This window comes from Dechloromonas hortensis, from assembly GCF_009469765.1.
In the GTDB taxonomy this organism is placed as follows: Bacteria; Pseudomonadota; Gammaproteobacteria; order Burkholderiales; family Rhodocyclaceae; genus Azonexus; species Azonexus hortensis.
Genome location: NZ_SSSQ01000002.1, coordinates 133,058 through 157,704, shown reverse-complemented (window position 1 = coordinate 157,704; position 24,647 = coordinate 133,058). Strand labels below are relative to the sequence as shown.

General features: G+C 62.8%; 23 protein-coding genes and 1 pseudogene. 13 read left to right on the top strand and 11 right to left on the bottom strand.

The features are described 5' to 3' along the window. Nucleotides 1–84: 84 nt before the first annotated feature. The 4 genes from GH663_RS04110 to GH663_RS04095 form a co-directional block, all read right to left on the bottom strand. The gene (locus tag GH663_RS04110; RefSeq protein ID WP_153130420.1) at nucleotides 85–522 is read right to left on the bottom strand and encodes a hypothetical protein; all 438 of its coding nucleotides are present in this window, start codon (nucleotides 520–522) and stop codon (nucleotides 85–87) included. Nucleotides 523–525: 3 nt separating this feature from the next. Then, nucleotides 526–1,743 (bottom strand): hypothetical protein, encoded by a 1,218-nt coding sequence (locus GH663_RS04105; RefSeq protein ID WP_153130419.1) that lies wholly within the window; start codon nucleotides 1,741–1,743, stop codon nucleotides 526–528. An 80-nt stretch (nucleotides 1,744–1,823) separates the two neighbouring features. Continuing rightward, nucleotides 1,824–2,381, bottom strand: a complete 558-nt coding sequence (locus tag GH663_RS04100; RefSeq protein WP_246181493.1) for an ankyrin repeat domain-containing protein — start codon at nucleotides 2,379–2,381, stop codon at nucleotides 1,824–1,826. Between the two features lie 64 nt (nucleotides 2,382–2,445). Continuing rightward, a complete protein-coding gene (locus GH663_RS04095; RefSeq protein WP_153130418.1) occupies nucleotides 2,446–3,702 on the bottom strand; it encodes a nitronate monooxygenase in 1,257 nt (418 codons plus the stop codon). A gap of 176 nt (nucleotides 3,703–3,878) precedes the next feature. Here GH663_RS04095 and GH663_RS04090 point away from each other — a divergent pair, with 176 nt between their 5' ends. Then, on the top strand, nucleotides 3,879–5,039 hold the full coding sequence (locus GH663_RS04090) for an NnrS family protein (RefSeq protein WP_153130417.1): 1,161 nt from the start codon (nucleotides 3,879–3,881) through the stop codon (nucleotides 5,037–5,039). Next, entirely contained in the window at nucleotides 5,039–5,500 is a 462-nt protein-coding gene (locus GH663_RS04085; protein ID WP_066882624.1) for a YaiI/YqxD family protein, read from the top strand. Before GH663_RS04090 ends, GH663_RS04085 begins: the two co-directional genes overlap by 1 nt. Here the strand turns inward: GH663_RS04085 and hmuQ are convergent. Both hmuQ and GH663_RS04075 read right to left on the bottom strand, forming a co-directional pair. Further along, entirely contained in the window at nucleotides 5,497–5,802 is a 306-nt protein-coding gene (gene hmuQ / locus GH663_RS04080) for a heme-degrading protein HmuQ (protein WP_153130416.1), read from the bottom strand. The two genes, GH663_RS04085 and hmuQ, sit on opposite strands and share 4 nt — an antisense overlap. A 33-nt stretch (nucleotides 5,803–5,835) precedes the next feature. Then, a complete protein-coding gene (locus GH663_RS04075) occupies nucleotides 5,836–7,536 on the bottom strand; it encodes an AAA family ATPase (protein WP_153130415.1) in 1,701 nt (566 codons plus the stop codon). 172 nt (nucleotides 7,537–7,708) lie between these two features. Between GH663_RS04075 and rlmF the strand changes: the two genes are divergently transcribed. Then, nucleotides 7,709–8,740, top strand: a complete 1,032-nt coding sequence (rlmF, locus tag GH663_RS04070) for a 23S rRNA (adenine(1618)-N(6))-methyltransferase RlmF (RefSeq protein ID WP_246181492.1) — start codon at nucleotides 7,709–7,711, stop codon at nucleotides 8,738–8,740. On the opposite strand, the gene GH663_RS04065 is transcribed toward rlmF, so the two are convergent. Continuing rightward, nucleotides 8,737–9,435: a helix-turn-helix transcriptional regulator gene (locus GH663_RS04065; RefSeq protein ID WP_153130413.1), complete on the bottom strand. Its 699-nt coding sequence runs from the start codon at nucleotides 9,433–9,435 to the stop codon at nucleotides 8,737–8,739. The genes rlmF and GH663_RS04065 overlap by 4 nt on opposite strands. A gap of 147 nt (nucleotides 9,436–9,582) precedes the next feature. Between GH663_RS04065 and GH663_RS04060 the strand changes: the two genes are divergently transcribed. From GH663_RS04060 to GH663_RS04045, 4 genes are all read left to right on the top strand, one after another. Continuing rightward, complete coding sequence (locus GH663_RS04060; RefSeq protein WP_153130412.1) at nucleotides 9,583–9,951, top strand: VOC family protein; 369 nt, start codon at nucleotides 9,583–9,585, stop codon at nucleotides 9,949–9,951. 120 nt (nucleotides 9,952–10,071) lie between these two features. Beyond that, nucleotides 10,072–10,920 carry an archaetidylserine decarboxylase gene (gene asd, locus GH663_RS04055; protein WP_153130411.1) on the top strand — a complete coding sequence of 283 codons (849 nt, stop codon included), beginning with the start codon at nucleotides 10,072–10,074 and terminating at the stop codon, nucleotides 10,918–10,920. An 8-nt stretch (nucleotides 10,921–10,928) separates the two neighbouring features. Continuing rightward, nucleotides 10,929–11,234, top strand: a complete 306-nt coding sequence (locus GH663_RS04050) for a hypothetical protein (protein ID WP_153130410.1) — start codon at nucleotides 10,929–10,931, stop codon at nucleotides 11,232–11,234. A 58-nt stretch (nucleotides 11,235–11,292) separates the two neighbouring features. After that, nucleotides 11,293–12,258, top strand: a complete 966-nt coding sequence (locus tag GH663_RS04045) for an MBL fold metallo-hydrolase (protein ID WP_153130409.1) — start codon at nucleotides 11,293–11,295, stop codon at nucleotides 12,256–12,258. Nucleotides 12,259–12,346: 88 nt separating this feature from the next. Here GH663_RS04045 and GH663_RS04040 read toward each other — a convergent pair whose 3' ends face one another. Then, complete coding sequence (locus tag GH663_RS04040; protein WP_246181491.1) at nucleotides 12,347–13,579, bottom strand: right-handed parallel beta-helix repeat-containing protein; 1,233 nt, start codon at nucleotides 13,577–13,579, stop codon at nucleotides 12,347–12,349. A gap of 276 nt (nucleotides 13,580–13,855) precedes the next feature. Between GH663_RS04040 and GH663_RS04035 the strand changes: the two are divergent. Beyond that, nucleotides 13,856–14,812, top strand: a pseudogene (locus GH663_RS04035) (peroxidase family protein); the annotation flags it as partial. 113 nt (nucleotides 14,813–14,925) lie between these two features. Here GH663_RS04035 and GH663_RS04030 read toward each other — a convergent pair. Beyond that, entirely contained in the window at nucleotides 14,926–15,624 is a 699-nt protein-coding gene (locus tag GH663_RS04030; protein WP_153130413.1) for a helix-turn-helix transcriptional regulator, read from the bottom strand. A gap of 147 nt (nucleotides 15,625–15,771) precedes the next feature. Between GH663_RS04030 and GH663_RS04025 the strand changes: the two genes are divergently transcribed. From GH663_RS04025 to GH663_RS04010, 4 genes are all read left to right on the top strand, one after another. Then, entirely contained in the window at nucleotides 15,772–16,140 is a 369-nt protein-coding gene (locus GH663_RS04025; protein ID WP_153130412.1) for a VOC family protein, read from the top strand. Nucleotides 16,141–16,260: 120 nt separating this feature from the next. Beyond that, complete coding sequence (gene asd, locus GH663_RS04020) at nucleotides 16,261–17,109, top strand: archaetidylserine decarboxylase (RefSeq protein ID WP_153130411.1); 849 nt, start codon at nucleotides 16,261–16,263, stop codon at nucleotides 17,107–17,109. 8 nt (nucleotides 17,110–17,117) lie between these two features. Further along, nucleotides 17,118–17,423: a hypothetical protein gene (locus GH663_RS04015; RefSeq protein WP_153130410.1), complete on the top strand. Its 306-nt coding sequence runs from the start codon at nucleotides 17,118–17,120 to the stop codon at nucleotides 17,421–17,423. A gap of 58 nt (nucleotides 17,424–17,481) precedes the next feature. Next, nucleotides 17,482–18,447 (top strand): MBL fold metallo-hydrolase, encoded by a 966-nt coding sequence (locus GH663_RS04010; protein WP_153130409.1) that lies wholly within the window; start codon nucleotides 17,482–17,484, stop codon nucleotides 18,445–18,447. An 88-nt stretch (nucleotides 18,448–18,535) separates the two neighbouring features. On the opposite strand, the gene GH663_RS04005 is transcribed toward GH663_RS04010, so the two are convergent. Further along, nucleotides 18,536–19,768: a right-handed parallel beta-helix repeat-containing protein gene (locus GH663_RS04005; protein ID WP_246181491.1), complete on the bottom strand. Its 1,233-nt coding sequence runs from the start codon at nucleotides 19,766–19,768 to the stop codon at nucleotides 18,536–18,538. Nucleotides 19,769–20,044: 276 nt separating this feature from the next. Here GH663_RS04005 and katG point away from each other — a divergent pair, with 276 nt between their 5' ends. Next, nucleotides 20,045–22,219: a catalase/peroxidase HPI gene (gene katG / locus GH663_RS04000; protein ID WP_153130408.1), complete on the top strand. Its 2,175-nt coding sequence runs from the start codon at nucleotides 20,045–20,047 to the stop codon at nucleotides 22,217–22,219. Between the two features lie 188 nt (nucleotides 22,220–22,407). On the opposite strand, the gene GH663_RS03995 is transcribed toward katG, so the two are convergent. Continuing rightward, the gene (locus tag GH663_RS03995; RefSeq protein ID WP_153130407.1) at nucleotides 22,408–24,429 is read right to left on the bottom strand and encodes a methyl-accepting chemotaxis protein; all 2,022 of its coding nucleotides are present in this window, start codon (nucleotides 24,427–24,429) and stop codon (nucleotides 22,408–22,410) included. Nucleotides 24,430–24,647 lie beyond the last annotated feature (218 nt).

Below are 24,647 nucleotides of genomic sequence, written 5' to 3'. Positions count from 1 at the left end.
CGATCACTGCAATCACTACAAAGATAATGACCAGACCAATCAATTCAACGTTCAACGCCAACCCCAAATTATTCGCAAACCCGCTCAAGGCTTGAATTCGTAAACCACCCGAACGCGAGCATCGGCCTTGGCAAGATCGACAAAACCGATCCCTCCCGGATGCGCACTGACCCATTTCATGACCTCATCGGGATTCGCCACACGCGGCGGCGGCTGCATGCGTCCCGAGAAGACCTGGCGCGACCAATAGGCATTGACGTCCGACAGATCCTTGCCGACCAATGCGCTATAGAAACGCGCCCGATCCGCGTGGCTATCGACCAGATCGACCGGTTGCGCCTCGACCCCATTGAAAAACTGGCGATAGCGCCCGAAGAAGATATTGATGATTTCGTTGCGCGTCATGACTGCGACACCGCTACGCGCGTTGACGACGACGACCAGTTCGGCCAGCGCCTCATGAGCCGGCAACAGGAGCAGGCAGGCGAAGAAGAACAGGAGGCGAAGTCGTTGGCTGTTCATGGTTCAGAAGACAAAATCCATGGTCACCGAAAACACATCCGTCTTTCCCGTCCAAGCCGCCCGCTCCTGACGGTAGGGAAAAATCGATGCCGGCTCGCCCCGAATGGCGTCCCACTGGGCTTTGATCGCCATATTGTGGGCAAAGTCCCAGCGCGCGCCGAGTATGGTGGTGTTCTGATCGGCGTGCGAATCCGCCATGATCGAAGCGACCACCGGATTCAGCGTATTGCCTCGCGAATCGCTATGAATCCAGGAATAGCCGAGATACGGAGTGACCTGCGCAATGCGGTAACCAGCCAGCACGTAGCCGCCCTCGGAGCTCTGGAAAATATTGCTGCCCTGCTTGATCTTGTTCAGCATCAACTGGAACAGCCACGGGCCGCTGTCGTAGATCGCACCCAGCGAATAATAGTGGCTGCGTGTATTGGCCGTGGTCAGATACTGGCTCGCCTGAGCCGCTTGCGCCGGCGGCAAATAGGCAGCCAGCACATCGTCGATCGGCATTTCATGACTAAAACGGATATTGGCATAGCTCAGGCGGAACAGCCAGGCGCCGGCCTGATAATCGAGATAGCCGCCCGCCATGGCCGAACCGTCGATCTTCCACTGCTTGTCGGCGAGCGGAATGTTGGCGTCGGAAACCCCGTAATAGACCTTGCCGCGCAGCACATCCTCACCGACTGGCACGGTCACCGCCAGATCTGCGCCATCAATCGCGTAAAAGGGCAGATACCAGAAAAAATCCCCCGGCGGGCGTACCGGCAAGTAGGAATAGCCGACCAGCCGCGAATCGGCCAGCATGAAGAACTCGGTTCCCAAGCGGCCGGCCCGCAAGCTCAGTTGCGGATTGGGGTCATATTTGAGGAAGGCCCAGGAGATTTCCGGCGTAAAAGTCCTATCGTAACGATAACGACTGGTCGCCTGAATCACTGCCTCCAATTGCGGCGTTAGCTGCCAGTTGGCCTGCAAGCCGAGGACGCTGTCCACCCGAGCATCCCAGTGATTGGTCGCGCCACGGGGTTGCGACAGGTCACGGACAAACTCGGCCTGATTGCCGGTGGTCCGGGCCACCCCGAGCGTGCCAAAGCCATGCAGGCTGAACGCCGACTCCTCGTTCGCTGCGACCTGCGGCGCAATAAGAAGCTGAACGAGCAGGATGGCAATGGCAAAAAAACTGCCAGCCGCCTGACGAAGAAGGATATCGGCGCGTTGTCGCGTCATCTTATTAATTTGGCTTACCGGGATTCAAGCTGCGCGATGATAAAGCCATATCACATGGCCAGCAATCGCCGGAAGCCTCCTCAACAGGGCTTGCCGGCCTTGCAACCTTTCAGTATCCACAAGGAAATCACGCCGGCCACCTCGTTGGCCATCACCTTGCGCGCCATTGACGTCGGGTCGCGGCCAGCGTTGGTTTTCGCGTAAGGATCGGCCCCGGCCTCGAGCAAGAGCTGGGCGTGCCGGGCATTCTGGGTATAAGCCGCCATGTGGAGCGGGGTCAGGCCGTCAACATCGCGGGCATTCGCATCCGCCCCCGCCGCAATCAAGGCTTTGAGCGCCGCAGGGTCCGGATTGGTGGCTGCCAGATGGAGCGGTGTCGATCCCTGGCTCGTTCGCAAATCGCGGGTTCCCGGCTCGGCCTTGAGAAGACGTTCAATATCCTGCCCCGAGCCAGCACGCGCCGCATCGTGAATGGCATGGTCGTGGGCACCGAGCACCGTATCCGCAAAGGCAACGGAGATGCCGAGCAGCAGCGAGAGAAGAATGGCGAATATTTTTTTCGGCATGTGCATGGACTCAGTCTGGAAAGCGCTTCCGATTTTAAATGACGCCCCGGCAAAACCATTGATACGGCTCAATCCGGCTAATTTCGGCAGAAAAAAACCCGGCTCTATCGCGCCGGGTATTTGGAGATTGCTGATCTCAGGCAGGCTGCTGTTCGGGCAGCGCCAGTTTCTGATCGGTGCTGAACTGGTAATCCTTGAAAATATGTTCAGCCGAGAGAATCTGGTAGCTGCCATCAGCCAGTTTGTGCGTCGTATCTTTCAGACGGTAGGTCAGCTGACCGCAGGTCCAGAGATCGAAGTTGCGCATGTGGGTGCACAGGCAGGTTTTGTCCATCACCGAGACCTTGCGAGCCCCGGGGTGAGCCGCCACTTCGCGATTGTAGGCGGTGACATAGGCGCACTTGCCATTGGCGTCGAGCAGATAGCCGTAGGCTTCGCAGTTCGGGCGAATACCGTCGCCGATCGCCGGGCTGCCCTTGAGCATGCGCATCGGGTAACCGGTCGGGGAAATCATATTGACTTCGATATCCTCTTCGCTGGCCTTGAAGTATTCCTGCTGGACCTTTTCCGGCAGGCCGCACTCCTTGGCAACGGTAAAGCGGGTGGCGACCTGGACGGCAGCGGCGCCATGCTCCAGGAAACCGGCCGCATCGCTGCCGGTGAAGATGCCACCGGCCGGAATGACCGGAATATCGAGGTGTTCATCCTGCAGGTACTTGATGACCTCGGCGACGATGGTCGCCAGATCGTACTGGGCCCAGTCCAGGCCGAAGCCGAGGTGGCCGCCGGCGAGCGGGCCTTCGACCACGATGTAGTCGGGCAGGCGGTTGGTGCGCGCGGACTTCTTTAGGAAAAGCTGCAGGGCACGCACCGAGGAAACGATGATACCGAGCTTGGCGTCGCGGAAACGCGGGTGATCTTCGATCAGCGCGAACGAACCGAGATGCAGGCCGGCGGCCAGCGTGATGCCGTCGATGCCGGCGTCAAGCGCTGCCGTCATGCGAACCTTGAGCGTCTCTTTCGGGGCGTTCATGGTCAGCTTTTCCATGCAGTTCACGAAGACCAGGCCGGAACCCTGCTTGCGCTCCATGGTGCTGGCGACGTGCAGGCGGGTCGCTTCGGCGATCTTGCCGAGGTCGAACTTGACCGGCGACTTGTCTTCGTTCTCGGCGTTGTACTTGTAGAGAGCCAGCTTTTCCTTGACGAATTTCGTCTTGTAACGGCGGTCGGTGACGGTCTTGATCATCGCGTCCGAGATATGCCCGACGCCGCCCAGGCGGGCCGCCTCAAGAGCCAGATCGGCCGTCGAAATATCAACGCCCATGCCGCCGATCATGATCGGTACAAGCTCATGCTTGCCCAACCGCAAGCGGAAATCGTCCACACGCTTCATTGCTATCCTTCAGAAAAGCAGCCGGACCCCATGCGATATCGCAGCCTCGGCTAAGCGCAGAATTTTACGCGAATGTGAAAGCTCTTGCTTGCCGAGCATGGGATAAATCAAGTCGAGACGAGGTAGTCATCGCTAAACTCGCCACTTTGAGTACCCCTAGTCGTGAAAGGTTCGCCATGCAGCTCTCGTCCCACCCACTCTGGCTGGTCGGCTTTCGCCCCTTCTTTGCGCTGGCCTGCCTGGCCGGAATGAGCCTGCCGGTGATCTGGGCGCTGGTCTTCAGCGGCTTGCTCGGCGCGCCGGACAGCCCGTTCAGCACGGTGCAGTGGCACGCCCACGAAATGTTCTTCGGCTTCGGCTGGGCGGTGCTCGGCGGCTTCTTGCTGACCTCGACCAAGAATTGGGTGAATATTCGCGGCTACCATGGCCCGGCCCTGATGCTGCTGAGCGCTGCCTGGCTGTTCGAGCGGATCGGCATGAGCTTCGGCGGTTCCTGGCCGACCGCCCTCTTCCTGTTTTCCAACAACGCGTTTCTCGGCGGCATCGTAGCCATGCTGCTGTGGACGCTGCTCCGCTTCCGCTCCCAGGACAGCTACCGCGACAACGCCTTCTTCATGGTGATGCTGCCTGCCTTCCTGATCGCCAAATACCTGATGCTCAACGGCGCCGATTTTAGTGCCGGCTACACGATGGCGATCGGCCTGTTCCGGATGGCTTTCCTGGTCATGCTGGAAAGAACGCTGACCGGCTTCATGAAAGCGGCTTTCCAGGCGCAGATCCTGCGCCAGCCGAAACTGGACATGCCGATCAAGGTGCTCGGCCTGCTGCTGGTCGTCGAATTTGCCCTGCCCCGGCCGTTGACCGCAGCAATCGCCGGTCTGCTCGCCATCCTGCTGCTGGTTCGCTTCGTTTTCTGGAAACCCCAGCTGGCGTTCAAGCGTATCGACATCGGCATCATGTACGTCGGCTACCTGGCCATCGTCGCCCAACTGCTGATCGAATCCTTGGGCCATGTCGTCAATTTCGTCTGGATCGGCAGCGTCTCGGTCCATGTCTTCACCTTCGGCGCCATGGGTTCGGTCATTCCCGCCATGCTGATCCGCATTTCCAAGGGCCATACCGGGCGCAAGGTGGTGTTCGACGGCATCGACCGGGCGACGCTCTACATCATGCTGCTCGCCCTGGCGCTGCGCGTCGCGCTGCCGCAGTTCCTGCCGGCGCTGTACCTGCTCTGGATCCAGCTTTCGGCGCTGTGCTGGTTTGCCTGCTTCGGCATCCTCGCCTGGCGGTATATTCCCTTCCTTCTCCAACCGCGTATCGATGGCAAGGAACACTAATGCAAATCTGGGTCGACGCCGACGCCTGCCCGGTCGTCATCAAGGAAATCATTTTCCGGGCGGCCGAACGCCTGCAGATATCGACCATCCTGGTCGCCAACCAGATGCTGCGCACGCCGCCGTCGCGTTTCATCCGGGCCATCCAAGTGCCCTCCGGCTTTGACGTCGCCGACCGCCACATCGTCGATCAACTGGCGCCGGGCGACCTCGTCATCACCGCCGACATTCCGCTCGCCTCCGGCGTCATCGAACGCGGCGCCCACGCGCTGAACCCGCGCGGCGAGCTCTATACCGTGGCCAATATCCGGGAACGGCTGGCGATGCGCAACTTCATGGAAGAACTGCGCAGCGCCGGCGTCGAAACCGGCGGCCCGGCCGCTTTCAGCCAGGCCGACCGGCAGGCCTTCGGCAACGCCCTCGACCGCTTTTTGGCCAAAAACGGCAGTCGACCGCCGGCCTAAAGCACAGCCTCGAACAATTCGAGTTGCGGCGGGCCGAGGTAGAAATCGCGCGGGGATTGCCCGGCCGCCATGTGCGCCTTGCGAAAAGCCGCCGACTGCGTCCAGTCGGCGAAAGCCTGTTCGGACGCCCACACCGTGTGCGATGCGAACAGCGTGTATTCCTCGTTGGGCTGGGCGCGCAGCAGGTTGAAGCTGATGAAACCGGGCACTTCGCTCAGGTAGCTCTCGCGCTTGCGCCAGTGCTCGACGAAGGCCTCTTCCTTGCCGAGCGCGATGCGGAAACGGTTCATGGCCAGAAACATGGGCAACTCCTTGGTTGAGTGGGTTCGAGCATGTCACGCCACCGCCAGTTCCATGCCGCGAAAGATCGAACAGCGGCGGAAGACCTCGACCGTCGGCGGCAGCTGTTTCTGCTTGCAGTACTTGGCGACCAGCTTGGCCAGGCCCTTGATGTCGCGCCCGGTCGCTTCCGGAAAGATATCCGGCAAACGCTCAAGCAAGGCCGGCTCGACGGCCAAGCCGAACTGTTCGGTCATCACGCCCCAGATTTTCCGGCGGTCGTCGCGGGTCGGCGGATGGAACTTGATCAGCGCGATGCAGCGCGAGACGATCGCTTCGTCGATGTCGTCCACCCGGTTGGTGGTCAGGAACAACAGGCCGTTGAAATACTCGAGCACGCGCAGGAAAACGCCGACCACCGCATTCATCGTGATGTTGTCGTCGCGCTTCTTGATATAGACGTCGGCCTCGTCGATCAGCATCACCGCGCCCCAGCGCTGGGCGCGGGTCAGCACTTCCTTGAGCGCCGTCTCCATCGCCGCGACGTTCAGGCCGAGCTGACCGGAATGCACCCGGTAGAGCGGACGGCGGATGATTTCCGAATAGACCTCAGCGGTCAGCGTCTTGCCGACCCCGGCCGGGCCGGCGCACAACACCGTCGTGCCGCCCGACTTGCCGGCAACGATGTCGTCCATCAGCACATCCATCTCGGCGGTCAGGATGTCGATCAGGTCGGTCTGCTCCGGCGGCAGCACCAGCTTGTCCTTCAACGCCGGCTGGTAGGCGTAGGGCTGCAGGTCGTCCACATGCACCCAGACGTAATGGTGCAGGTCGAGATGGAACATCAGCAGGTAGAAATGCACCGGCAGTTCGGTGAACAGCCCCTTGCCGATCGCGGCATGGGTCGCCTCGACCTCGGCTTCTTCCTTGCCGGAGAGCCGCGAATTGCGCGCCACCCGGCGGACGAACTTGGCCATGATGTCGCCGGTCGCATCGAGCGCCAGCACCCGCTCACCAAGGATGCTCTCGTCGTTGACCAGGCGGGCCGGGCTGCCGGTCGAGGACAGGATGATCTGGTCCTTGCGCGAATAATCGGTATCGCGATGGGTCGCCGTCGGGTTCTCGGCGAAGTAGCCGACGCCGTTGCCGGAAAACTGCGCGCCGTATTGCGCCCGCCAGTCGAAGTAACGCGCCGCGCCTTCGTCGTAGCTCTTCAGCAACTCCGGCGTTTCCTTGACGAAGCCCTTGGCGGCGAGGATCTCGGGGATGGTCCGGCCGGCGATGTCGGGCCCGGCGATGCGCAAGGTCGCCGTCGCCAGCCGCGCCTTGGCGTTGGCTTTCAGTTCGAGAAAGATCTTGCCGGTTTCCTCTTCCGACGGCGGCGTGAAATCGAGCCGGGTCACGACGTAGGCCAGCGGCTTGCCGGTAATGCCGGCCGAAAACAGCCAGCCGCGCGTCGCGTCATCGGCCAGATATCGTGCGATGGCCGGCACCGCCATTTCCAGTTCCTCCGCCTCGAAGCGGCGCCCGCCGGCGTGCAGGGCTTTCTGCAGCGTCGCGATCTGCGCCGCCCGCGCCCGCAGTTCCGCCCCGCCCTCGGCATACAGGCCGCGCAGGAAGGCCAGTTCCTCGTCGTTCAGGTTGCCAAACGGAATCTCGACCTTGTTGCCGAAGCGCAATTGTTCCTCGACGTAGGCCAGCCGCGGAAAGGCCTGCAGCATCACCGCGATGTGCGGCCGCTCGATTTGCAGCTTCATGGTGCCACTCCCCAATTGATCGTTTCGGGGAAGCCGAGCGAATTCCATGCCGAGCGGGAAAGCGGACAAAGCGACGTCGAAACAATAACTTGGCAAAAGCCGACTTTGTCGGGCATGCAACATTCAATCCATGGGATACTCCGCCCCCTCGTCCCCGATCGGAAAACAACAAATGACGGCCCCTGCCCAGAAACCCGGACTGCACCCGCGCAACAAGAATGCCGCCGGCTACGATTTTGCCGCGCTGACGGCGGTCGCGCCGGGGCTGGTCAAGTACGTGATCACCACGCCGGCCGGCACGCCGAGCATCGACTTCGCCAATCCGGCCGCCGTCAAAGCCTTCAATCGCGCCCTGCTGGCGCTGCATTACGGCGTCTGCGGCTGGGAGATTCCGGCCGGTTACCTGTGCCCGCCGATTCCCGGCCGGGCCGATTACATCCATCACCTGGCCGACCTGCTGGCGACCTGCAACAAGAAAGTCATTCCGACCGGCGCCGCCGTCCGCGTGCTCGACATCGGCGTCGGCGCCAATTGCGTCTATCCGCTGATCGGCTTCGCCGAATATGGCTGGCGCTTCCTCGGGGTCGACATCGACGAAGCGGCACTGGCCAATGCACAGACCATTTTGGGCAAAAACAAGGCGTCCACCGCAGCCATCGAGCTGCGCCACCAACCGGTCTGGGACAACATCTTCACCGGCCTGCTCCGCTCCGGCGAAAGCTTCGACCTGAGCATGTGCAACCCGCCTTTCCACAACTCGCCGGATGAGGTGATCGCCGTCAGCCAGCGCAAGTGGAACAACCTCAACAAGCCGGGTGCGAAAAAGGGTGCGGTACAGCAGCCCCGCCTCAATTTCGGCGGCGGCGGCACCGAATTGTGGTGCAACGGTGGCGAGCGCGCCTTCGTCAAGAACATGATCGAACAGAGCACCAGCATCCCGAAACGGGTGATGTGGTTTACCAGCCTGATTTCGAAGGCCGAGAACGTCGAACACATCGAAGCCGCGCTGAAGAAGGCCAAGGTCGTCGACTCGCGCATCATTGCCATGGCACAGGGCCAGAAGCAGAGCCGCTTCGTCGCCTGGACCTTCATGGGCAACGGCGACCGGGAAAAATGGCGGCGCGAACGCTGGCAAACCACTTCTCACTTCACGCCGGCCCCGGCCCCGACGCCGACACAGCCGGACGACGCAGCCCAGTCCTAAGGGGCACCTTCCTCGCCACGCGCCTTGGCCAGATATTCGCGCCAGCGGTGGCCGTGGCGGTCATCGAACGGATCGGCCAGGATGTCCACGGCGCCGATCCGGTCCACCCGGAAAGTCCGGAAGTCCTGGCGCAACTCGCACCAGGCACCCAGTGTCCAGCAATGTCCCCAGAAGACCAGGCCGAGCGGCCACAGCATCCGCTCGGATAGCTCGCCGTCGGCCCGCCGGTAGCTGACCAGGACTTTCCGCCCGCTTTCCATGCCTTCGCGCAACAGCGCCATCGGTTCGCGCAGCGGCGCCGGCTGCAGACAATCGGGCGCCAGAAAGCGCCGGCTGCTGGCACTGATACGCTGCTCCAGCGCCTGCGGCACCACAGCTTCGATCCGTGCCATCGCCTGCTCCGCCGCCCGGCCGAGCGCAGAATCGCCCCAGGCCCGCACCAGCTTGGCGCCCACCACCAACGCCTCCAGTTCGTCGCCGGTAAACATCAGTGGTGGTACCTGATAGCCGCGCCGCAGCCGATAGCCGACGCCGGCCTCGCCATCGATCGGGGCGCCGGACTTCACCAGATCGGCGATATCGCGGTAGATGGTGCGCTCGGAGACTTCCAGCGTGCTGGCCAGCGCCGCCGCCGTCACCACCCGCCCGTGGCGCAGCAGCAGGATGATCTGGAACAGGCGGTCGGCTGGGCGCATGGCATGGCTCGAAAAACGGGAATTTCAGCATAACACGCGCCTTTTCAGGCCTGGCAAAGCCTCCTGACACCATGCTGTCAGTAGCCCCTGGCCACAATGCGCTGCATCAACGGCATCCCGCCGCTGAATTTGACCAAGGAAAACATCATGGACAATCCATTGCGCTGGTTTGAAATCCCCACGACCGACCTCGACCGGGCCACTGCCTTTTATGAAGCCGCCTTAGCCACCGCCCTGCGCCGCGAAAGCTGTGGCGGCAACCCGATGGCGATCTTTCCCTACACCTGCCCGCACCCGGGCGGCGCGCTGGTCGCCATGCCGCAACTGGCGCCGCGCGACAACGGCACGCTGATCTATCTCGATGGCGGCGATGACCTGAACGCCGTCCTCGCCCGCATTCCTGCAGCCGGCGGCAGCGTCGTCATGGCGAAGACCGATCTTGGCAAGGGCATCGGCCATATCGGCCTATTCATCGACAGCGAAGGCAACCGGGTCGGCGTTTATTCGCAAAACTGAGTTCGACGCCCCGGCCGGGCCGATAGCCCCGGTTGGGCCTGGCTCGCCATGCCAACGGAAACACGCCACCGGCAGGCGAGTCAGTATAATCACGGACCCTAGCTTCCAGTGATCAGCCCAGTGTCCGACCGCCTCGCCGTTCTCCCCCAGTATTTGCTGCCCAAACAGGCACTCACCATTCTCGCCGGCAAGCTGGCCAGCGCCCAGGCCGGCAGCCTGACCACCGGCGTCATCCGCTGGTTCGTCGGCCGTTACGGCGTCAATATGGCCGAAGCGGCCAACCCGGACATTGCCAGCTACCAGAGCTTCAACGAATTCTTCACCCGGCCACTGCAAGCCGGCGCCCGGCCGCTGGCCGAGGCTGATTTCCTGTGCCCGGTCGATGGTGCGATCAGCCAGTTCGGGCCGATCGAACGCGATCAGATTTTCCAGGCCAAGGGCCACAGCTACTCGACGACCGCGCTGGTCGGCGGCGACCGCAAGCTGGCCGCGCAATTCGAGAACGGCAGCTTCGCCACGCTTTACCTCAGCCCGCGCGACTACCACCGCATCCACATGCCCTGCGACGGTCGTCTGAGCCGGATGATCTACGTGCCGGGCGCGCTGTTCTCGGTCAATCCGACCACGGCCCGCGGTGTACCCGGCCTGTTCGCCCGCAACGAGCGCGTCGTCTGCGTCTTCGAGTCGGCGGCCGGCCCCTTCGTGCTGACCCTGGTCGGCGCCACCATCGTCGGCAGTATGGCCACTGTCTGGCACGGCCAGGTCAATCCGCCGCGCCCCGGCGTCGTCCGCGAATGGCGTTACGACGAGCAGAACATCGTGCTGAAGAAAGGCCAGGAAATGGGCCGCTTCCTGCTCGGCTCGACCGTCGTCATGCTCTTCCCGAAGAACAGCCTCGCCTTCAACGCAGCCTGGGCGCCGACCGGCGCCATCCGTATGGGTGAGCTGATGGGCAACAAGCCCGCCTGAGCCGGCCAATGAGCACCGAAAACGGCGGCCTGCCGAGTATCGTTTCGCGCAGCTTGGGCCTGGCCATGCTGGGCGGGCTAATCTGGTACGCCATCAAGCATTCCCCGGCGCCGCTCTTCGGCTTCCTCGGCGTAGCCTCGGCCCTGGTTTCAATCCGTATCGGGCAGCGTGGCGAGGAGCGCTACGGTCGACGCGTCCCGGTCACCGAAATGCTCGCCCTCGGCCGGCAAGGCGACCGTGCCATGCTGGTCGGCGGCATCGCCGGCTACGCCATGATCGTCTGTTTCGGCATCGCTGCCTACGTCGCCTTCTGAGGCTGCCGCGAATCCCATAGTCATGGGATACTGCATTCCCCCCAACCAGGAGAATTGCATGAACGCACAGCCCAAATCGCTGCTCCGCAGCCTGCTCGCCAGTTGCTTCCTGCTCTGCAGCAGCCTTGCCCTCGCCGAGGCGCCTCAACAGAAGACTCAGGTCCCCGGCTATTACCGGATGCAGCTCGGCCAGATCGAAGTCACCGCCCTCTACGACGGCGCGATCAAGCTCGATACCAAGTTGCTCAAGAACACCAATGAAAAGGAAGTGCAGCAGCTGCTCGCCCGCCTGTTCGTCAAGGGTCCGGCCGTGCAGACCGCGGTCAATGCCTACCTGATCAACACCGGCAGCAAGCTGGTGCTGGTCGATGCCGGCGCCGCCAAGCTGTTCGGGCCGACGCTCGGCAACATCGTCAACAACCTGAAAGCTGCCGGCTACGCGCCGGAACAGGTCGATGCCGTGCTCGCCACCCACCTCCACGGCGACCACGTCAACGGCCTGATCGACGCCGACGGCAAGGCCATCTTCACCAATGCCGAAATCTGGGCGGCGCAGGCCGACCACGATTTCTGGCTGAGCGAGGAAGTCGCCGCCAAGGCACCGAAGGAAATGCAGGGCTTCTTCAAGATGGCGCGCGATGCCGCCGCCCCCTACCGCGCTGCCGGCAAATGGAAGACCTTTGCCAGCGACCAGGAATTGCTGCCTGGCATCAGCAGCCTCGCCGCCAACGGCCACACGCCCGGCCACAGCGCCTACCTGATCGGCAGCGGCGAGGAGAAGCTATTGATCTGGGGTGACATCGTGCATAACCATGCCGTGCAGTTTGCCCGTCCCCAGGTCGCCATCGAGTTCGACAACGACCGCAAGGCTGCCGTCACCACCCGCAAGCAGATCTTCGCCCGGGCCGCCAAGGAAAAACTGCTGGTCGGCGGCATGCACCTGCCCTTCCCGGGTATCGGCCATGTTCGCAAGGACGCCAAGGGCTATAGCTGGGTACCGGTCGAGTTCGCGCCGCTGCCCTGATCGGGCTGGCTGGAAAAGCAGGAAAGCCGGCGCCGGCTTTCCTGCGGTCGACACCGCAAAAACGGCAATTTTCAGGCGCCGCCCGGCATCACTGAAAAGCGCCGGGCGATAGCGCACTGCTGACACGCACCGGCCGGGTGCCGGCCGGCGCGACAAATTCCGCAGTCGGCAGCAAATCCATTTCACCGCCCCGCCCGGGCACCCGGACGCTGCCGCGCAAAGGCGACAGATTGGCCAGCCGCGATGGCACGCCGGCATACTCGATCAGCTCGCCGCGCCCCACCGCCCGGTTGCCTTCGAAACGGCCCTGCGCCGGCTGGAAGAAATTGCCATTGCCGACGCTCAGGTTGTTGATCGCCCAGACATCGACGCCGCCAGCAAAGCGGTCGGCCCAGACCGACAAGAAGCTGCCGGCGTGCGCATCGTTGAGCAAGGTGTTGTGCGCCAGGTAGAGGGCGTTTTCCGGCCAGCGCTGGCCTTCGGCACCGAAAGCGACCAGGCTCGGATTGTCCGTCCCCGCGCTCTGCCCGATGACATTGCCGATGACGTAGGCGATGCCGCCGTTCGGGAACTCCAGCTCGTAGGAAGCCCGCCCGGTCGCGCCATCGACCAGCATGTTGTAGAGAATATGGTTTTCACGGGCCCGCGATTTGACCAGGTGGCCGAGGTAGCCGTTCTGGAAACGGCTGCCGCGCAGCACGAACTTGCCGATGGCGCCGACATAGAGCAGATGATGCACATCGCGGGCATCGCGCGGCGCATCGGCAAACTCGCTGTCGCTGACGGTCAGCGCCATGGTCGCCTGGTTGGCGGTCAGGATGCCCATCTCGTTGTCGGCGAAACGACAGCCATGCACCGTCAACTCGCCGCGCTCGAAGCGAATGCCGGCACCGTTGGCATGGCTGGCCCGGGCACCGCGAAACTCGATATTCTCGATCCGGACATGCCCGCCGCGCACGACCCAGGTTGCCTTGTCCTCGGCGCTACGACCATCGGCCAGCATTACCGGCCGTTCGCCGACGCCGCGAATCAGCAGATTGTCCTGCGTCCACACCACCGGCTGGCCGCGGTAGTTGCCGGGGCGGATTTCGATCACTTCGCCATCGCGCGCCAAACGCGCCGCCTCGGTCAGGGTGCTGATCTTTTCGCCACTGCCGACCCGCATCGTCGCCTTCGGCGCCGCATCGCCCCAGCGCTTCTGCATCGACAGCTCCGCTTCCGGCAAGGCGATCAATTTGCCATCGGCGCCACGGCGGATTTCACCGACATAGCTCGGTGCTTGCGGCAGCATATCGCCCGACTGAGCCGTGGCGGCACTCATCAAAGCAGCCCCAAGGCTAGCGATGCAGATACGACACAGCTTGCGGCAGAACGAATCACGGATCACGGGCATCTCCTTCGGCAAGGCCGGCCGCCTTATTCTAACGACATTCCAAAAGCAGAAAAAATCCCGGCCGCTTTGCCGTTCTGACATCGGAGTCTGAATAGCGATTACCTATCAACAGTATCCAGCCAATCAATTAGCAATAAGTGTCATGCTTTCCTAATATCAGTTTGCCTGCTTCCAATAACGTCATTCACTGAGGAGAGAAGAGAAATGGATCAAAACAATGCAAGTTCTGCTGGCAAGTGCCCGGTCATGCACGGTGGCGCCACTTCGGCCAGCATGCAAACCATGGCGTGGTGGCCAAAGGCCCTGAACCTGGACATCCTGCACCAGCACGACAGCAAGACCAATCCGATGGGAGCGGACTTCAACTACCGCGAAGAGGTCAAGAAGCTGGATGTCGCAGCCTTGAAGAATGACCTCAGGGCCTTGATGACCGACAGCCAGGAATGGTGGCCGGCGGACTGGGGCCACTATGGCGGCCTGATGATCCGCATGGCCTGGCACGCAGCGGGCAGCTACCGCACGGCAGACGGCCGGGGCGGTGGCGGAACCGGCAATCAGCGCTTCGCCCCCTTGAATTCCTGGCCCGATAACGCCAACCTGGACAAGGCCCGCCGCCTGCTCTGGCCAATCAAGAAAAAATACGGCAACAAGTTGAGCTGGGCCGACCTGATCATCCTCGCCGGCAACATGGCCTATGAATCGATGGGTCTGAAGACCTTCGGTTACGGTTTTGGCCGCGAGGACATTTGGCAACCGGAAAAGGACATCTACTGGGGCTCCGAGAAGGAATGGCTGGCCCCGACCGACAACCCGAACAGCCGCTACTCCGGCGAGCGGGATCTGGAGAATCCGCTAGCCGCCGTGATGATGGGGCTGATCTACGTCAACCCACAGGGCGTTGACGGCCAGCCCGATCCGCTGAAGACGGCGCGCGACGTCCGCATCACCTTTGCCCGCATGGCGATGAACGACGAGGAAACCGTGGCCCTGACCGCCGGCGGCCACACCGTCGGCAAGGCGCACGGCAATGGCGACGCCGCCAAGCTGGGTCCCGAGCCGGAAGGCGCCGAGCTGGAAGAACAGGGCCTGGGCTGGAACAACCACAGCAGCCGTGGCATCGGTCGCGATACCGTGACGAGCGGCCTCGAAGGCGCCTGGACCTTCATGGGCAACGGCGACCGGGAAAAATGGCGGCGCGAACGCTGGCAAACCACTTCTCACTTCACGCCGGCCCCGGCCCCGACGCCGACACAGCCGGACGACGCAGCCCAGTCCTAAGGGGCACCTTCCTCGCCACGCGCCTTGGCCAGATATTCGCGCCAGCGGTGGCCGTGGCGGTCATCGAACGGATCGGCCAGGATGTCCACGGCGCCGATCCGGTCCACCCGGAAAGTCCGGAAGTCCTGGCGCAACTCGCACCAGGCACCCAGTGTCCAGCAATGTCCCCAGAAGACCAGGCCGAGCGGCCACAGCATCCGCTCGGATAGCTCGCCGTCGGCCCGCCGGTAGCTGACCAGGACTTTCCGCCCGCTTTCCATGCCTTCGCGCAACAGCGCCATCGGTTCGCGCAGCGGCGCCGGCTGCAGACAATCGGGCGCCAGAAAGCGCCGGCTGCTGGCACTGATACGCTGCTCCAGCGCCTGCGGCACCACAGCTTCGATCCGTGCCATCGCCTGCTCCGCCGCCCGGCCGAGCGCAGAATCGCCCCAGGCCCGCACCAGCTTGGCGCCCACCACCAACGCCTCCAGTTCGTCGCCGGTAAACATCAGTGGTGGTACCTGATAGCCGCGCCGCAGCCGATAGCCGACGCCGGCCTCGCCATCGATCGGGGCGCCGGACTTCACCAGATCGGCGATATCGCGGTAGATGGTGCGCTCGGAGACTTCCAGCGTGCTGGCCAGCGCCGCCGCCGTCACCACCCGCCCGTGGCGCAGCAGCAGGATGATCTGGAACAGGCGGTCGGCTGGGCGCATGGCATGGCTCGAAAAACGGGAATTTCAGCATAACACGCGCCTTTTCAGGCCTGGCAAAGCCTCCTGACACCATGCTGTCAGTAGCCCCTGGCCACAATGCGCTGCATCAACGGCATCCCGCCGCTGAATTTGACCAAGGAAAACATCATGGACAATCCATTGCGCTGGTTTGAAATCCCCACGACCGACCTCGACCGGGCCACTGCCTTTTATGAAGCCGCCTTAGCCACCGCCCTGCGCCGCGAAAGCTGTGGCGGCAACCCGATGGCGATCTTTCCCTACACCTGCCCGCACCCGGGCGGCGCGCTGGTCGCCATGCCGCAACTGGCGCCGCGCGACAACGGCACGCTGATCTATCTCGATGGCGGCGATGACCTGAACGCCGTCCTCGCCCGCATTCCTGCAGCCGGCGGCAGCGTCGTCATGGCGAAGACCGATCTTGGCAAGGGCATCGGCCATATCGGCCTATTCATCGACAGCGAAGGCAACCGGGTCGGCGTTTATTCGCAAAACTGAGTTCGACGCCCCGGCCGGGCCGATAGCCCCGGTTGGGCCTGGCTCGCCATGCCAACGGAAACACGCCACCGGCAGGCGAGTCAGTATAATCACGGACCCTAGCTTCCAGTGATCAGCCCAGTGTCCGACCGCCTCGCCGTTCTCCCCCAGTATTTGCTGCCCAAACAGGCACTCACCATTCTCGCCGGCAAGCTGGCCAGCGCCCAGGCCGGCAGCCTGACCACCGGCGTCATCCGCTGGTTCGTCGGCCGTTACGGCGTCAATATGGCCGAAGCGGCCAACCCGGACATTGCCAGCTACCAGAGCTTCAACGAATTCTTCACCCGGCCACTGCAAGCCGGCGCCCGGCCGCTGGCCGAGGCTGATTTCCTGTGCCCGGTCGATGGTGCGATCAGCCAGTTCGGGCCGATCGAACGCGATCAGATTTTCCAGGCCAAGGGCCACAGCTACTCGACGACCGCGCTGGTCGGCGGCGACCGCAAGCTGGCCGCGCAATTCGAGAACGGCAGCTTCGCCACGCTTTACCTCAGCCCGCGCGACTACCACCGCATCCACATGCCCTGCGACGGTCGTCTGAGCCGGATGATCTACGTGCCGGGCGCGCTGTTCTCGGTCAATCCGACCACGGCCCGCGGTGTACCCGGCCTGTTCGCCCGCAACGAGCGCGTCGTCTGCGTCTTCGAGTCGGCGGCCGGCCCCTTCGTGCTGACCCTGGTCGGCGCCACCATCGTCGGCAGTATGGCCACTGTCTGGCACGGCCAGGTCAATCCGCCGCGCCCCGGCGTCGTCCGCGAATGGCGTTACGACGAGCAGAACATCGTGCTGAAGAAAGGCCAGGAAATGGGCCGCTTCCTGCTCGGCTCGACCGTCGTCATGCTCTTCCCGAAGAACAGCCTCGCCTTCAACGCAGCCTGGGCGCCGACCGGCGCCATCCGTATGGGTGAGCTGATGGGCAACAAGCCCGCCTGAGCCGGCCAATGAGCACCGAAAACGGCGGCCTGCCGAGTATCGTTTCGCGCAGCTTGGGCCTGGCCATGCTGGGCGGGCTAATCTGGTACGCCATCAAGCATTCCCCGGCGCCGCTCTTCGGCTTCCTCGGCGTAGCCTCGGCCCTGGTTTCAATCCGTATCGGGCAGCGTGGCGAGGAGCGCTACGGTCGACGCGTCCCGGTCACCGAAATGCTCGCCCTCGGCCGGCAAGGCGACCGTGCCATGCTGGTCGGCGGCATCGCCGGCTACGCCATGATCGTCTGTTTCGGCATCGCTGCCTACGTCGCCTTCTGAGGCTGCCGCGAATCCCATAGTCATGGGATACTGCATTCCCCCCAACCAGGAGAATTGCATGAACGCACAGCCCAAATCGCTGCTCCGCAGCCTGCTCGCCAGTTGCTTCCTGCTCTGCAGCAGCCTTGCCCTCGCCGAGGCGCCTCAACAGAAGACTCAGGTCCCCGGCTATTACCGGATGCAGCTCGGCCAGATCGAAGTCACCGCCCTCTACGACGGCGCGATCAAGCTCGATACCAAGTTGCTCAAGAACACCAATGAAAAGGAAGTGCAGCAGCTGCTCGCCCGCCTGTTCGTCAAGGGTCCGGCCGTGCAGACCGCGGTCAATGCCTACCTGATCAACACCGGCAGCAAGCTGGTGCTGGTCGATGCCGGCGCCGCCAAGCTGTTCGGGCCGACGCTCGGCAACATCGTCAACAACCTGAAAGCTGCCGGCTACGCGCCGGAACAGGTCGATGCCGTGCTCGCCACCCACCTCCACGGCGACCACGTCAACGGCCTGATCGACGCCGACGGCAAGGCCATCTTCACCAATGCCGAAATCTGGGCGGCGCAGGCCGACCACGATTTCTGGCTGAGCGAGGAAGTCGCCGCCAAGGCACCGAAGGAAATGCAGGGCTTCTTCAAGATGGCGCGCGATGCCGCCGCCCCCTACCGCGCTGCCGGCAAATGGAAGACCTTTGCCAGCGACCAGGAATTGCTGCCTGGCATCAGCAGCCTCGCCGCCAACGGCCACACGCCCGGCCACAGCGCCTACCTGATCGGCAGCGGCGAGGAGAAGCTATTGATCTGGGGTGACATCGTGCATAACCATGCCGTGCAGTTTGCCCGTCCCCAGGTCGCCATCGAGTTCGACAACGACCGCAAGGCTGCCGTCACCACCCGCAAGCAGATCTTCGCCCGGGCCGCCAAGGAAAAACTGCTGGTCGGCGGCATGCACCTGCCCTTCCCGGGTATCGGCCATGTTCGCAAGGACGCCAAGGGCTATAGCTGGGTACCGGTCGAGTTCGCGCCGCTGCCCTGATCGGGCTGGCTGGAAAAGCAGGAAAGCCGGCGCCGGCTTTCCTGCGGTCGACACCGCAAAAACGGCAATTTTCAGGCGCCGCCCGGCATCACTGAAAAGCGCCGGGCGATAGCGCACTGCTGACACGCACCGGCCGGGTGCCGGCCGGCGCGACAAATTCCGCAGTCGGCAGCAAATCCATTTCACCGCCCCGCCCGGGCACCCGGACGCTGCCGCGCAAAGGCGACAGATTGGCCAGCCGCGATGGCACGCCGGCATACTCGATCAGCTCGCCGCGCCCCACCGCCCGGTTGCCTTCGAAACGGCCCTGCGCCGGCTGGAAGAAATTGCCATTGCCGACGCTCAGGTTGTTGATCGCCCAGACATCGACGCCGCCAGCAAAGCGGTCGGCCCAGACCGACAAGAAGCTGCCGGCGTGCGCATCGTTGAGCAAGGTGTTGTGCGCCAGGTAGAGGGCGTTTTCCGGCCAGCGCTGGCCTTCGGCACCGAAAGCGACCAGGCTCGGATTGTCCGTCCCCGCGCTCTGCCCGATGACATTGCCGATGACGTAGGCGATGCCGCCGTTCGGGAACTCCAGCTCGTAGGAAGCCCGCCCGGTCGCGCCATCGACCAGCATGTTGTAGAGAATATGGTTTTCACGGGCCCGCGATTTGACCAGGTGGCCGAGGTAGCCGTTCTGGAAACGGCTGCCGCGCAGCACGAACTTGCCGATGGCGCCGACATAGAGCAGATGATGCACATCGCGGGCATCGCGCGGCGCATCGGCAAACTCGCTGTCGCTGACGGTCAGCGCCATGGTCGCCTGGTTGGCGGTCAGGATGCCCATCTCGTTGTCGGCGAAACGACAGCCATGCACCGTCAACTCGCCGCGCTCGAAGCGAATGCCGGCACCGTTGGCATGGCTGGCCCGGGCACCGCGAAACTCGATATTCTCGATCCGGACATGCCCGCCGCGCACGACCCAGGTTGCCTTGTCCTCGGCGCTACGACCATCGGCCAGCATTACCGGCCGTTCGCCGACGCCGCGAATCAGCAGATTGTCCTGCGTCCACACCACCGGCTGGCCGCGGTAGTTGCCGGGGCGGATTTCGATCACTTCGCCATCGCGCGCCAAACGCGCCGCCTCGGTCAGGGTGCTGATCTTTTCGCCACTGCCGACCCGCATCGTCGCCTTCGGCGCCGCATCGCCCCAGCGCTTCTGCATCGACAGCTCCGCTTCCGGCAAGGCGATCAATTTGCCATCGGCGCCACGGCGGATTTCACCGACATAGCTCGGTGCTTGCGGCAGCATATCGCCCGACTGAGCCGTGGCGGCACTCATCAAAGCAGCCCCAAGGCTAGCGATGCAGATACGACACAGCTTGCGGCAGAACGAATCACGGATCACGGGCATCTCCTTCGGCAAGGCCGGCCGCCTTATTCTAACGACATTCCAAAAGCAGAAAAAATCCCGGCCGCTTTGCCGTTCTGACATCGGAGTCTGAATAGCGATTACCTATCAACAGTATCCAGCCAATCAATTAGCAATAAGTGTCATGCTTTCCTAATATCAGTTTGCCTGCTTCCAATAACGTCATTCACTGAGGAGAGAAGAGAAATGGATCAAAACAATGCAAGTTCTGCTGGCAAGTGCCCGGTCATGCACGGTGGCGCCACTTCGGCCAGCATGCAAACCATGGCGTGGTGGCCAAAGGCCCTGAACCTGGACATCCTGCACCAGCACGACAGCAAGACCAATCCGATGGGAGCGGACTTCAACTACCGCGAAGAGGTCAAGAAGCTGGATGTCGCAGCCTTGAAGAATGACCTCAGGGCCTTGATGACCGACAGCCAGGAATGGTGGCCGGCGGACTGGGGCCACTATGGCGGCCTGATGATCCGCATGGCCTGGCACGCAGCGGGCAGCTACCGCACGGCAGACGGCCGGGGCGGTGGCGGAACCGGCAATCAGCGCTTCGCCCCCTTGAATTCCTGGCCCGATAACGCCAACCTGGACAAGGCCCGCCGCCTGCTCTGGCCAATCAAGAAAAAATACGGCAACAAGTTGAGCTGGGCCGACCTGATCATCCTCGCCGGCAACATGGCCTATGAATCGATGGGTCTGAAGACCTTCGGTTACGGTTTTGGCCGCGAGGACATTTGGCAACCGGAAAAGGACATCTACTGGGGCTCCGAGAAGGAATGGCTGGCCCCGACCGACAACCCGAACAGCCGCTACTCCGGCGAGCGGGATCTGGAGAATCCGCTAGCCGCCGTGATGATGGGGCTGATCTACGTCAACCCACAGGGCGTTGACGGCCAGCCCGATCCGCTGAAGACGGCGCGCGACGTCCGCATCACCTTTGCCCGCATGGCGATGAACGACGAGGAAACCGTGGCCCTGACCGCCGGCGGCCACACCGTCGGCAAGGCGCACGGCAATGGCGACGCCGCCAAGCTGGGTCCCGAGCCGGAAGGCGCCGAGCTGGAAGAACAGGGCCTGGGCTGGAACAACCACAGCAGCCGTGGCATCGGTCGCGATACCGTGACGAGCGGCCTCGAAGGCGCCTGGACCACTCACCCGACGCAATGGGACAACGGCTACTTCGACCTGCTCTTCGGCTACGACTGGTGGCTGCAGAAGTCCCCGGCCGGCGCCTGGCAGTGGCAACCGGTCAACATCAAGGAAGAAGACATGCCTGTCGATGTCGAGGACCCGTCGATTCGCCGCCCGCCGATCATGACCGACGCCGACATGGCGATGAAGTTCGACCCCGAATACCGCAAGATCGCCGAGCGCTTCCACAAGGATCCTGCCTATTTCTCGGAAGTCTTCGCACGCGCCTGGTTCAAGCTGACCCACCGTGACATGGGACCGAAGGCCCGCTACATCGGCCCGGATGTGCCGCAGGAAGACCTGATCTGGCAAGACCCGGTGCCGGCAGGCCGCAAGTACTACGACGTGGCGGCAGTCAAAGCCCAGATCGCCGCCAGCGGCCTGAGCATCAGCGAAATGGTGGCAACGGCCTGGGACAGCGCCCGCACCTTCCGCGGTTCGGATAAACGCGGCGGCGCCAACGGTGCGCGCATTCGTCTTGCCCCGCAAAAGGACTGGGCAGGCAATGAACCGCAACGTCTGGCCAAGGTGCTGGGCGTACTGGAAAGCATTGCGGCGCAGACCGGCACCAGCGTCGCGGACGTCATCGTTCTGGCTGGCAACCTCGGCGTCGAACAGGCAGCTCAGGCGGCAGGTTTCAGTGTCAGTGTTCCCTTCGCGCCGGGCCGCGGCGATGCCAAGCAGGAAATGACCGATGTCGAGTCGTTCGAGGTGCTGGAACCCTTGGCCGATGGCTTCCGCAACTTCCTGAAGAAGGACTACGCCGTCAGCGCCGAGGAACTGATGCTCGATCGCACGCAACTACTCAGACTGAGCGCGCATGAGATGACCGCTCTGGTTGGCGGCATGCGCGTCCTCGGCACCAATTACGGTGGCACCAAACATGGCGTATTTACCGACCGCGTCGGGGTTCTGAGCAACGACTTCTTCGTCAACCTGACCGACATGGCCTACACCTGGCAGCCGGTTGGCAAAAACCTGTATGAAATCCGCGACCGCAAGACCGGTGCCGTCAAATGGACAGCCACCCGGGTCGATCTCGTATTCGGCTCGAATTCGGTTCTTCGTGCCTATGCCGAGGTCTATGCACAGGACGACAACAAGGAGAAGTTCGTCAAGGACTTCGTCGCCGCCTGGACGAAGGTCATGAACGCCGACCGCTTCGATCTGGCCTAAGCGCTTTCAAGGCATCGCCCCCCGCTGCAAAGCATCGCAGCGGGAACCTCAGGCGCGTTTAAAAGCCCTCGCCGTTTTCCCGGTGAGGGCTTTCAGTTTCCGGCCAACATAGAACCAACAGCGGTCCGACGGTCGACCGGCTAAAACGGCCTTTTTTTACCAAGCGGGTCGCCGCTTTGGCAGTGGACTCAAGCCACCTTGAAGCGTGAAACCTCGCGCTGCAACGCATCGGCAAATTCCTGCAACTGCTCCGCCGTAGCGTGGTTTTCGCCGACCGCTGCCGAGTTCTCTTCCGCCATCTGGGCAATCGTTTCGACATTGCGCGCAATATCCGAACTGGCGGCCGCCTGTTCGCGCAAAGCGTCTGAAATTTCGCGGACTGCGGCAACGACCTGCGCTGCGCCTTCGCGCACCTCGGCCATCGTCTGACCAGCCGAGGTGGTCAGCGCGACACCCCGATCAACCTTGCTGACGCCGGCTTTCATCGCATCGACGGCAGCGTGGGTTTCCTGCTGGACGCTGCCGATCATCGCGGAAATCTGTTGCGTCGACTTGGTCGTCCGCTCGGCGAGTTTGCGCACCTCGTCGGCAACGACGGCGAAGCCGCGTCCCTGCTCGCCGGCTCGCGCCGCCTCGATGGCAGCATTGAGCGCCAGCAGATTGGTTTGATCGGCAATATCCTTGATCACTTCGACGATGGAGGAAATCTCCTGCGAACGCCGGCCCAGCTCTTCGACGGCATTGGCCGAGGCCGACACCGCCGCGGCGATTTCGCCCATTTCGGCGACCACGGTCTGGACCAGATCACCGCCCTGCCTGGACAGCTCCCCGGAGCGCTCCGAGATTTCGTTGGCATCGCGCGCATTTGAACTGATGTGGTCAATGCCGACCGTCGTCTGCTCGACCGCCGCTGCCATGCTCGAAGCCGCTTCGCTCTGGTTGCGACTGGACTGCGCGATCTGGCCCGACGACGTTGCAGTGCGCTCGGCGGCACTGGCTACGGCATCGGCATTGGTCCTGACATTGCGAACGGTCTGATTGACCGCTTCGGCCATCTTGTTGAAGCTGTCGGCCACCCGCTCCAGTTCGTCCCGGCAGGCCAGCTTGATGCGGGTCGTCAGATCGCCCTGGGCAATCGCGTCGGCGCCGACGGCAAGCCGGCGAATGTTGTCGGTCACCGCGCTATACATGCCGGCCACCATGTAGGCGGCGAACAGTAGGACAGCGCCGACCAGCAGGAAGGTCATCCACATCTGTTTCTGGAAGCGATCGATCCGCTGATCGATCAACTGCTCCAATGTCGGCAATAGCGTGTCGAACATCTGGGCATAGCCGGCATCGATTGTCGCCGTCGTTTCTTTGAGAAAATCGGCGGCGCTGACCGAGAACATTTGCGTCAGGATATCGTCGCGCACGACGCCGACCGACTGCGCCAGGGCGAAAAGAAACTTTTGCGACGAGGCATCCAGCGCTGCCGCCACCGACGGGTTTTCCCGCTTTGTCTTGGCCAGGTTGCGTTCGTACTGTTCGCGCAGATCGCTAATACTGGCCAATCCAATGTTCAGCATGCTGGCCTGCGCCGGCTCGAGGACGCCGGCGGCTAGCACGCCGGTCCCGTTCGCCCGCATCCGGCCCAGCGTTTCGAGTAGCGCCGGCAATTTGACCAGTGCCGTATCCATCAGGTAGAAAGAACCGATTTCCGGGTCCTGCGTCAGTTGGTAGTAATCGGAGACTTCCGCCGCAAAGACCAGAATCTTGCTGATCAGCACCCGATGCGCCGCGATGTTTGCGGAAAGGCGCATGGCGAAGCCTTCATTGGCCAGGCGGCTCCAGTCGGCTCGGATCGCCTGCCAATCGGCACCGTTGCGCAAACTCTCCGACAAGGCGCTTTCGACCCTGGCCAACTCGGCTTCAAGCTCTTTCCCCTTTTGCTCGGCCTCCACTTTCTGCTCGGCTTTGCCGCCGAGCACCGCGGCCGACAGGCCGCGATGCTGCTGCGCGAACTGAATGACCCGGATCAACGGCTTGACGGTTTTCAGGCCATCAAGCTCGTTGCGCGCATGCACGATGGAGGCGTCGAGGCGCAGGTAGAGCAAGGAGACCAGGAGGCTAACGGCGACCATCAGAACGAGAACGACAACAGCGAATTTCCCGGTAAACCGCAGGCGATTCATCAGCGCCACGGCCGGTGTCATCAGTAGGCTGCTCATAGAATGCTCCCAGTTGGTTGTTTGCAGTTAGTCGCCAAAGGTACGGATCGATCATTGGTCAGCCCCGGCCTTCGCCATGCCCGCACCGGTGCGAACTGTGCCACATCGAGAATGCTAAGTTTTTAATTTTTCTTATATTTCAGCCATAAATTTCAGCTTCTTCAGACCAGGTCCATCTTCGCTTGCAAGGCACCAAAATGGACACACGCATCAAGAGC

Excerpts from the sequence above, each read along its gene's own strand:
- GH663_RS04105 (WP_153130419.1), bottom strand. The coding sequence starts at position 1,743 with ATGACGCGACAACGCGCCGATATCCTTCTTCGTCAGGCGGCTGGCAGT.
- GH663_RS04095 (WP_153130418.1), bottom strand. The coding sequence starts at position 3,702 with ATGAAGCGTGTGGACGATTTCCGCTTGCGGTTGGGCAAGCATGAGCTT.
- hmuQ (WP_153130416.1), bottom strand. The coding sequence starts at position 5,802 with ATGTTTCTGGCCATGAACCGTTTCCGCATCGCGCTCGGCAAGGAAGAG.
- GH663_RS04045 (WP_153130409.1), top strand. The coding sequence starts at position 11,293 with ATGAACGCACAGCCCAAATCGCTGCTCCGCAGCCTGCTCGCCAGTTGC.
- GH663_RS03995 (WP_153130407.1), bottom strand. The coding sequence starts at position 24,429 with ATGAGCAGCCTACTGATGACACCGGCCGTGGCGCTGATGAATCGCCTG.
- GH663_RS04065 (WP_153130413.1), bottom strand. The coding sequence starts at position 9,435 with ATGCGCCCAGCCGACCGCCTGTTCCAGATCATCCTGCTGCTGCGCCAC.
- GH663_RS04075 (WP_153130415.1), bottom strand. The coding sequence starts at position 7,536 with ATGAAGCTGCAAATCGAGCGGCCGCACATCGCGGTGATGCTGCAGGCC.
- GH663_RS04015 (WP_153130410.1), top strand. The coding sequence starts at position 17,118 with ATGAGCACCGAAAACGGCGGCCTGCCGAGTATCGTTTCGCGCAGCTTG.
- GH663_RS04005 (WP_246181491.1), bottom strand. The coding sequence starts at position 19,768 with ATGAGTGCCGCCACGGCTCAGTCGGGCGATATGCTGCCGCAAGCACCG.
- GH663_RS04040 (WP_246181491.1), bottom strand. The coding sequence starts at position 13,579 with ATGAGTGCCGCCACGGCTCAGTCGGGCGATATGCTGCCGCAAGCACCG.
- GH663_RS04085 (WP_066882624.1), top strand. The coding sequence starts at position 5,039 with ATGCAAATCTGGGTCGACGCCGACGCCTGCCCGGTCGTCATCAAGGAA.
- rlmF (WP_246181492.1), top strand. The coding sequence starts at position 7,709 with ATGACGGCCCCTGCCCAGAAACCCGGACTGCACCCGCGCAACAAGAAT.
- GH663_RS04060 (WP_153130412.1), top strand. The coding sequence starts at position 9,583 with ATGGACAATCCATTGCGCTGGTTTGAAATCCCCACGACCGACCTCGAC.
- GH663_RS04110 (WP_153130420.1), bottom strand. The coding sequence starts at position 522 with ATGAACAGCCAACGACTTCGCCTCCTGTTCTTCTTCGCCTGCCTGCTC.
- GH663_RS04025 (WP_153130412.1), top strand. The coding sequence starts at position 15,772 with ATGGACAATCCATTGCGCTGGTTTGAAATCCCCACGACCGACCTCGAC.
- katG (WP_153130408.1), top strand. The coding sequence starts at position 20,045 with ATGGATCAAAACAATGCAAGTTCTGCTGGCAAGTGCCCGGTCATGCAC.
- GH663_RS04010 (WP_153130409.1), top strand. The coding sequence starts at position 17,482 with ATGAACGCACAGCCCAAATCGCTGCTCCGCAGCCTGCTCGCCAGTTGC.
- GH663_RS04050 (WP_153130410.1), top strand. The coding sequence starts at position 10,929 with ATGAGCACCGAAAACGGCGGCCTGCCGAGTATCGTTTCGCGCAGCTTG.
- GH663_RS04090 (WP_153130417.1), top strand. The coding sequence starts at position 3,879 with ATGCAGCTCTCGTCCCACCCACTCTGGCTGGTCGGCTTTCGCCCCTTC.
- GH663_RS04030 (WP_153130413.1), bottom strand. The coding sequence starts at position 15,624 with ATGCGCCCAGCCGACCGCCTGTTCCAGATCATCCTGCTGCTGCGCCAC.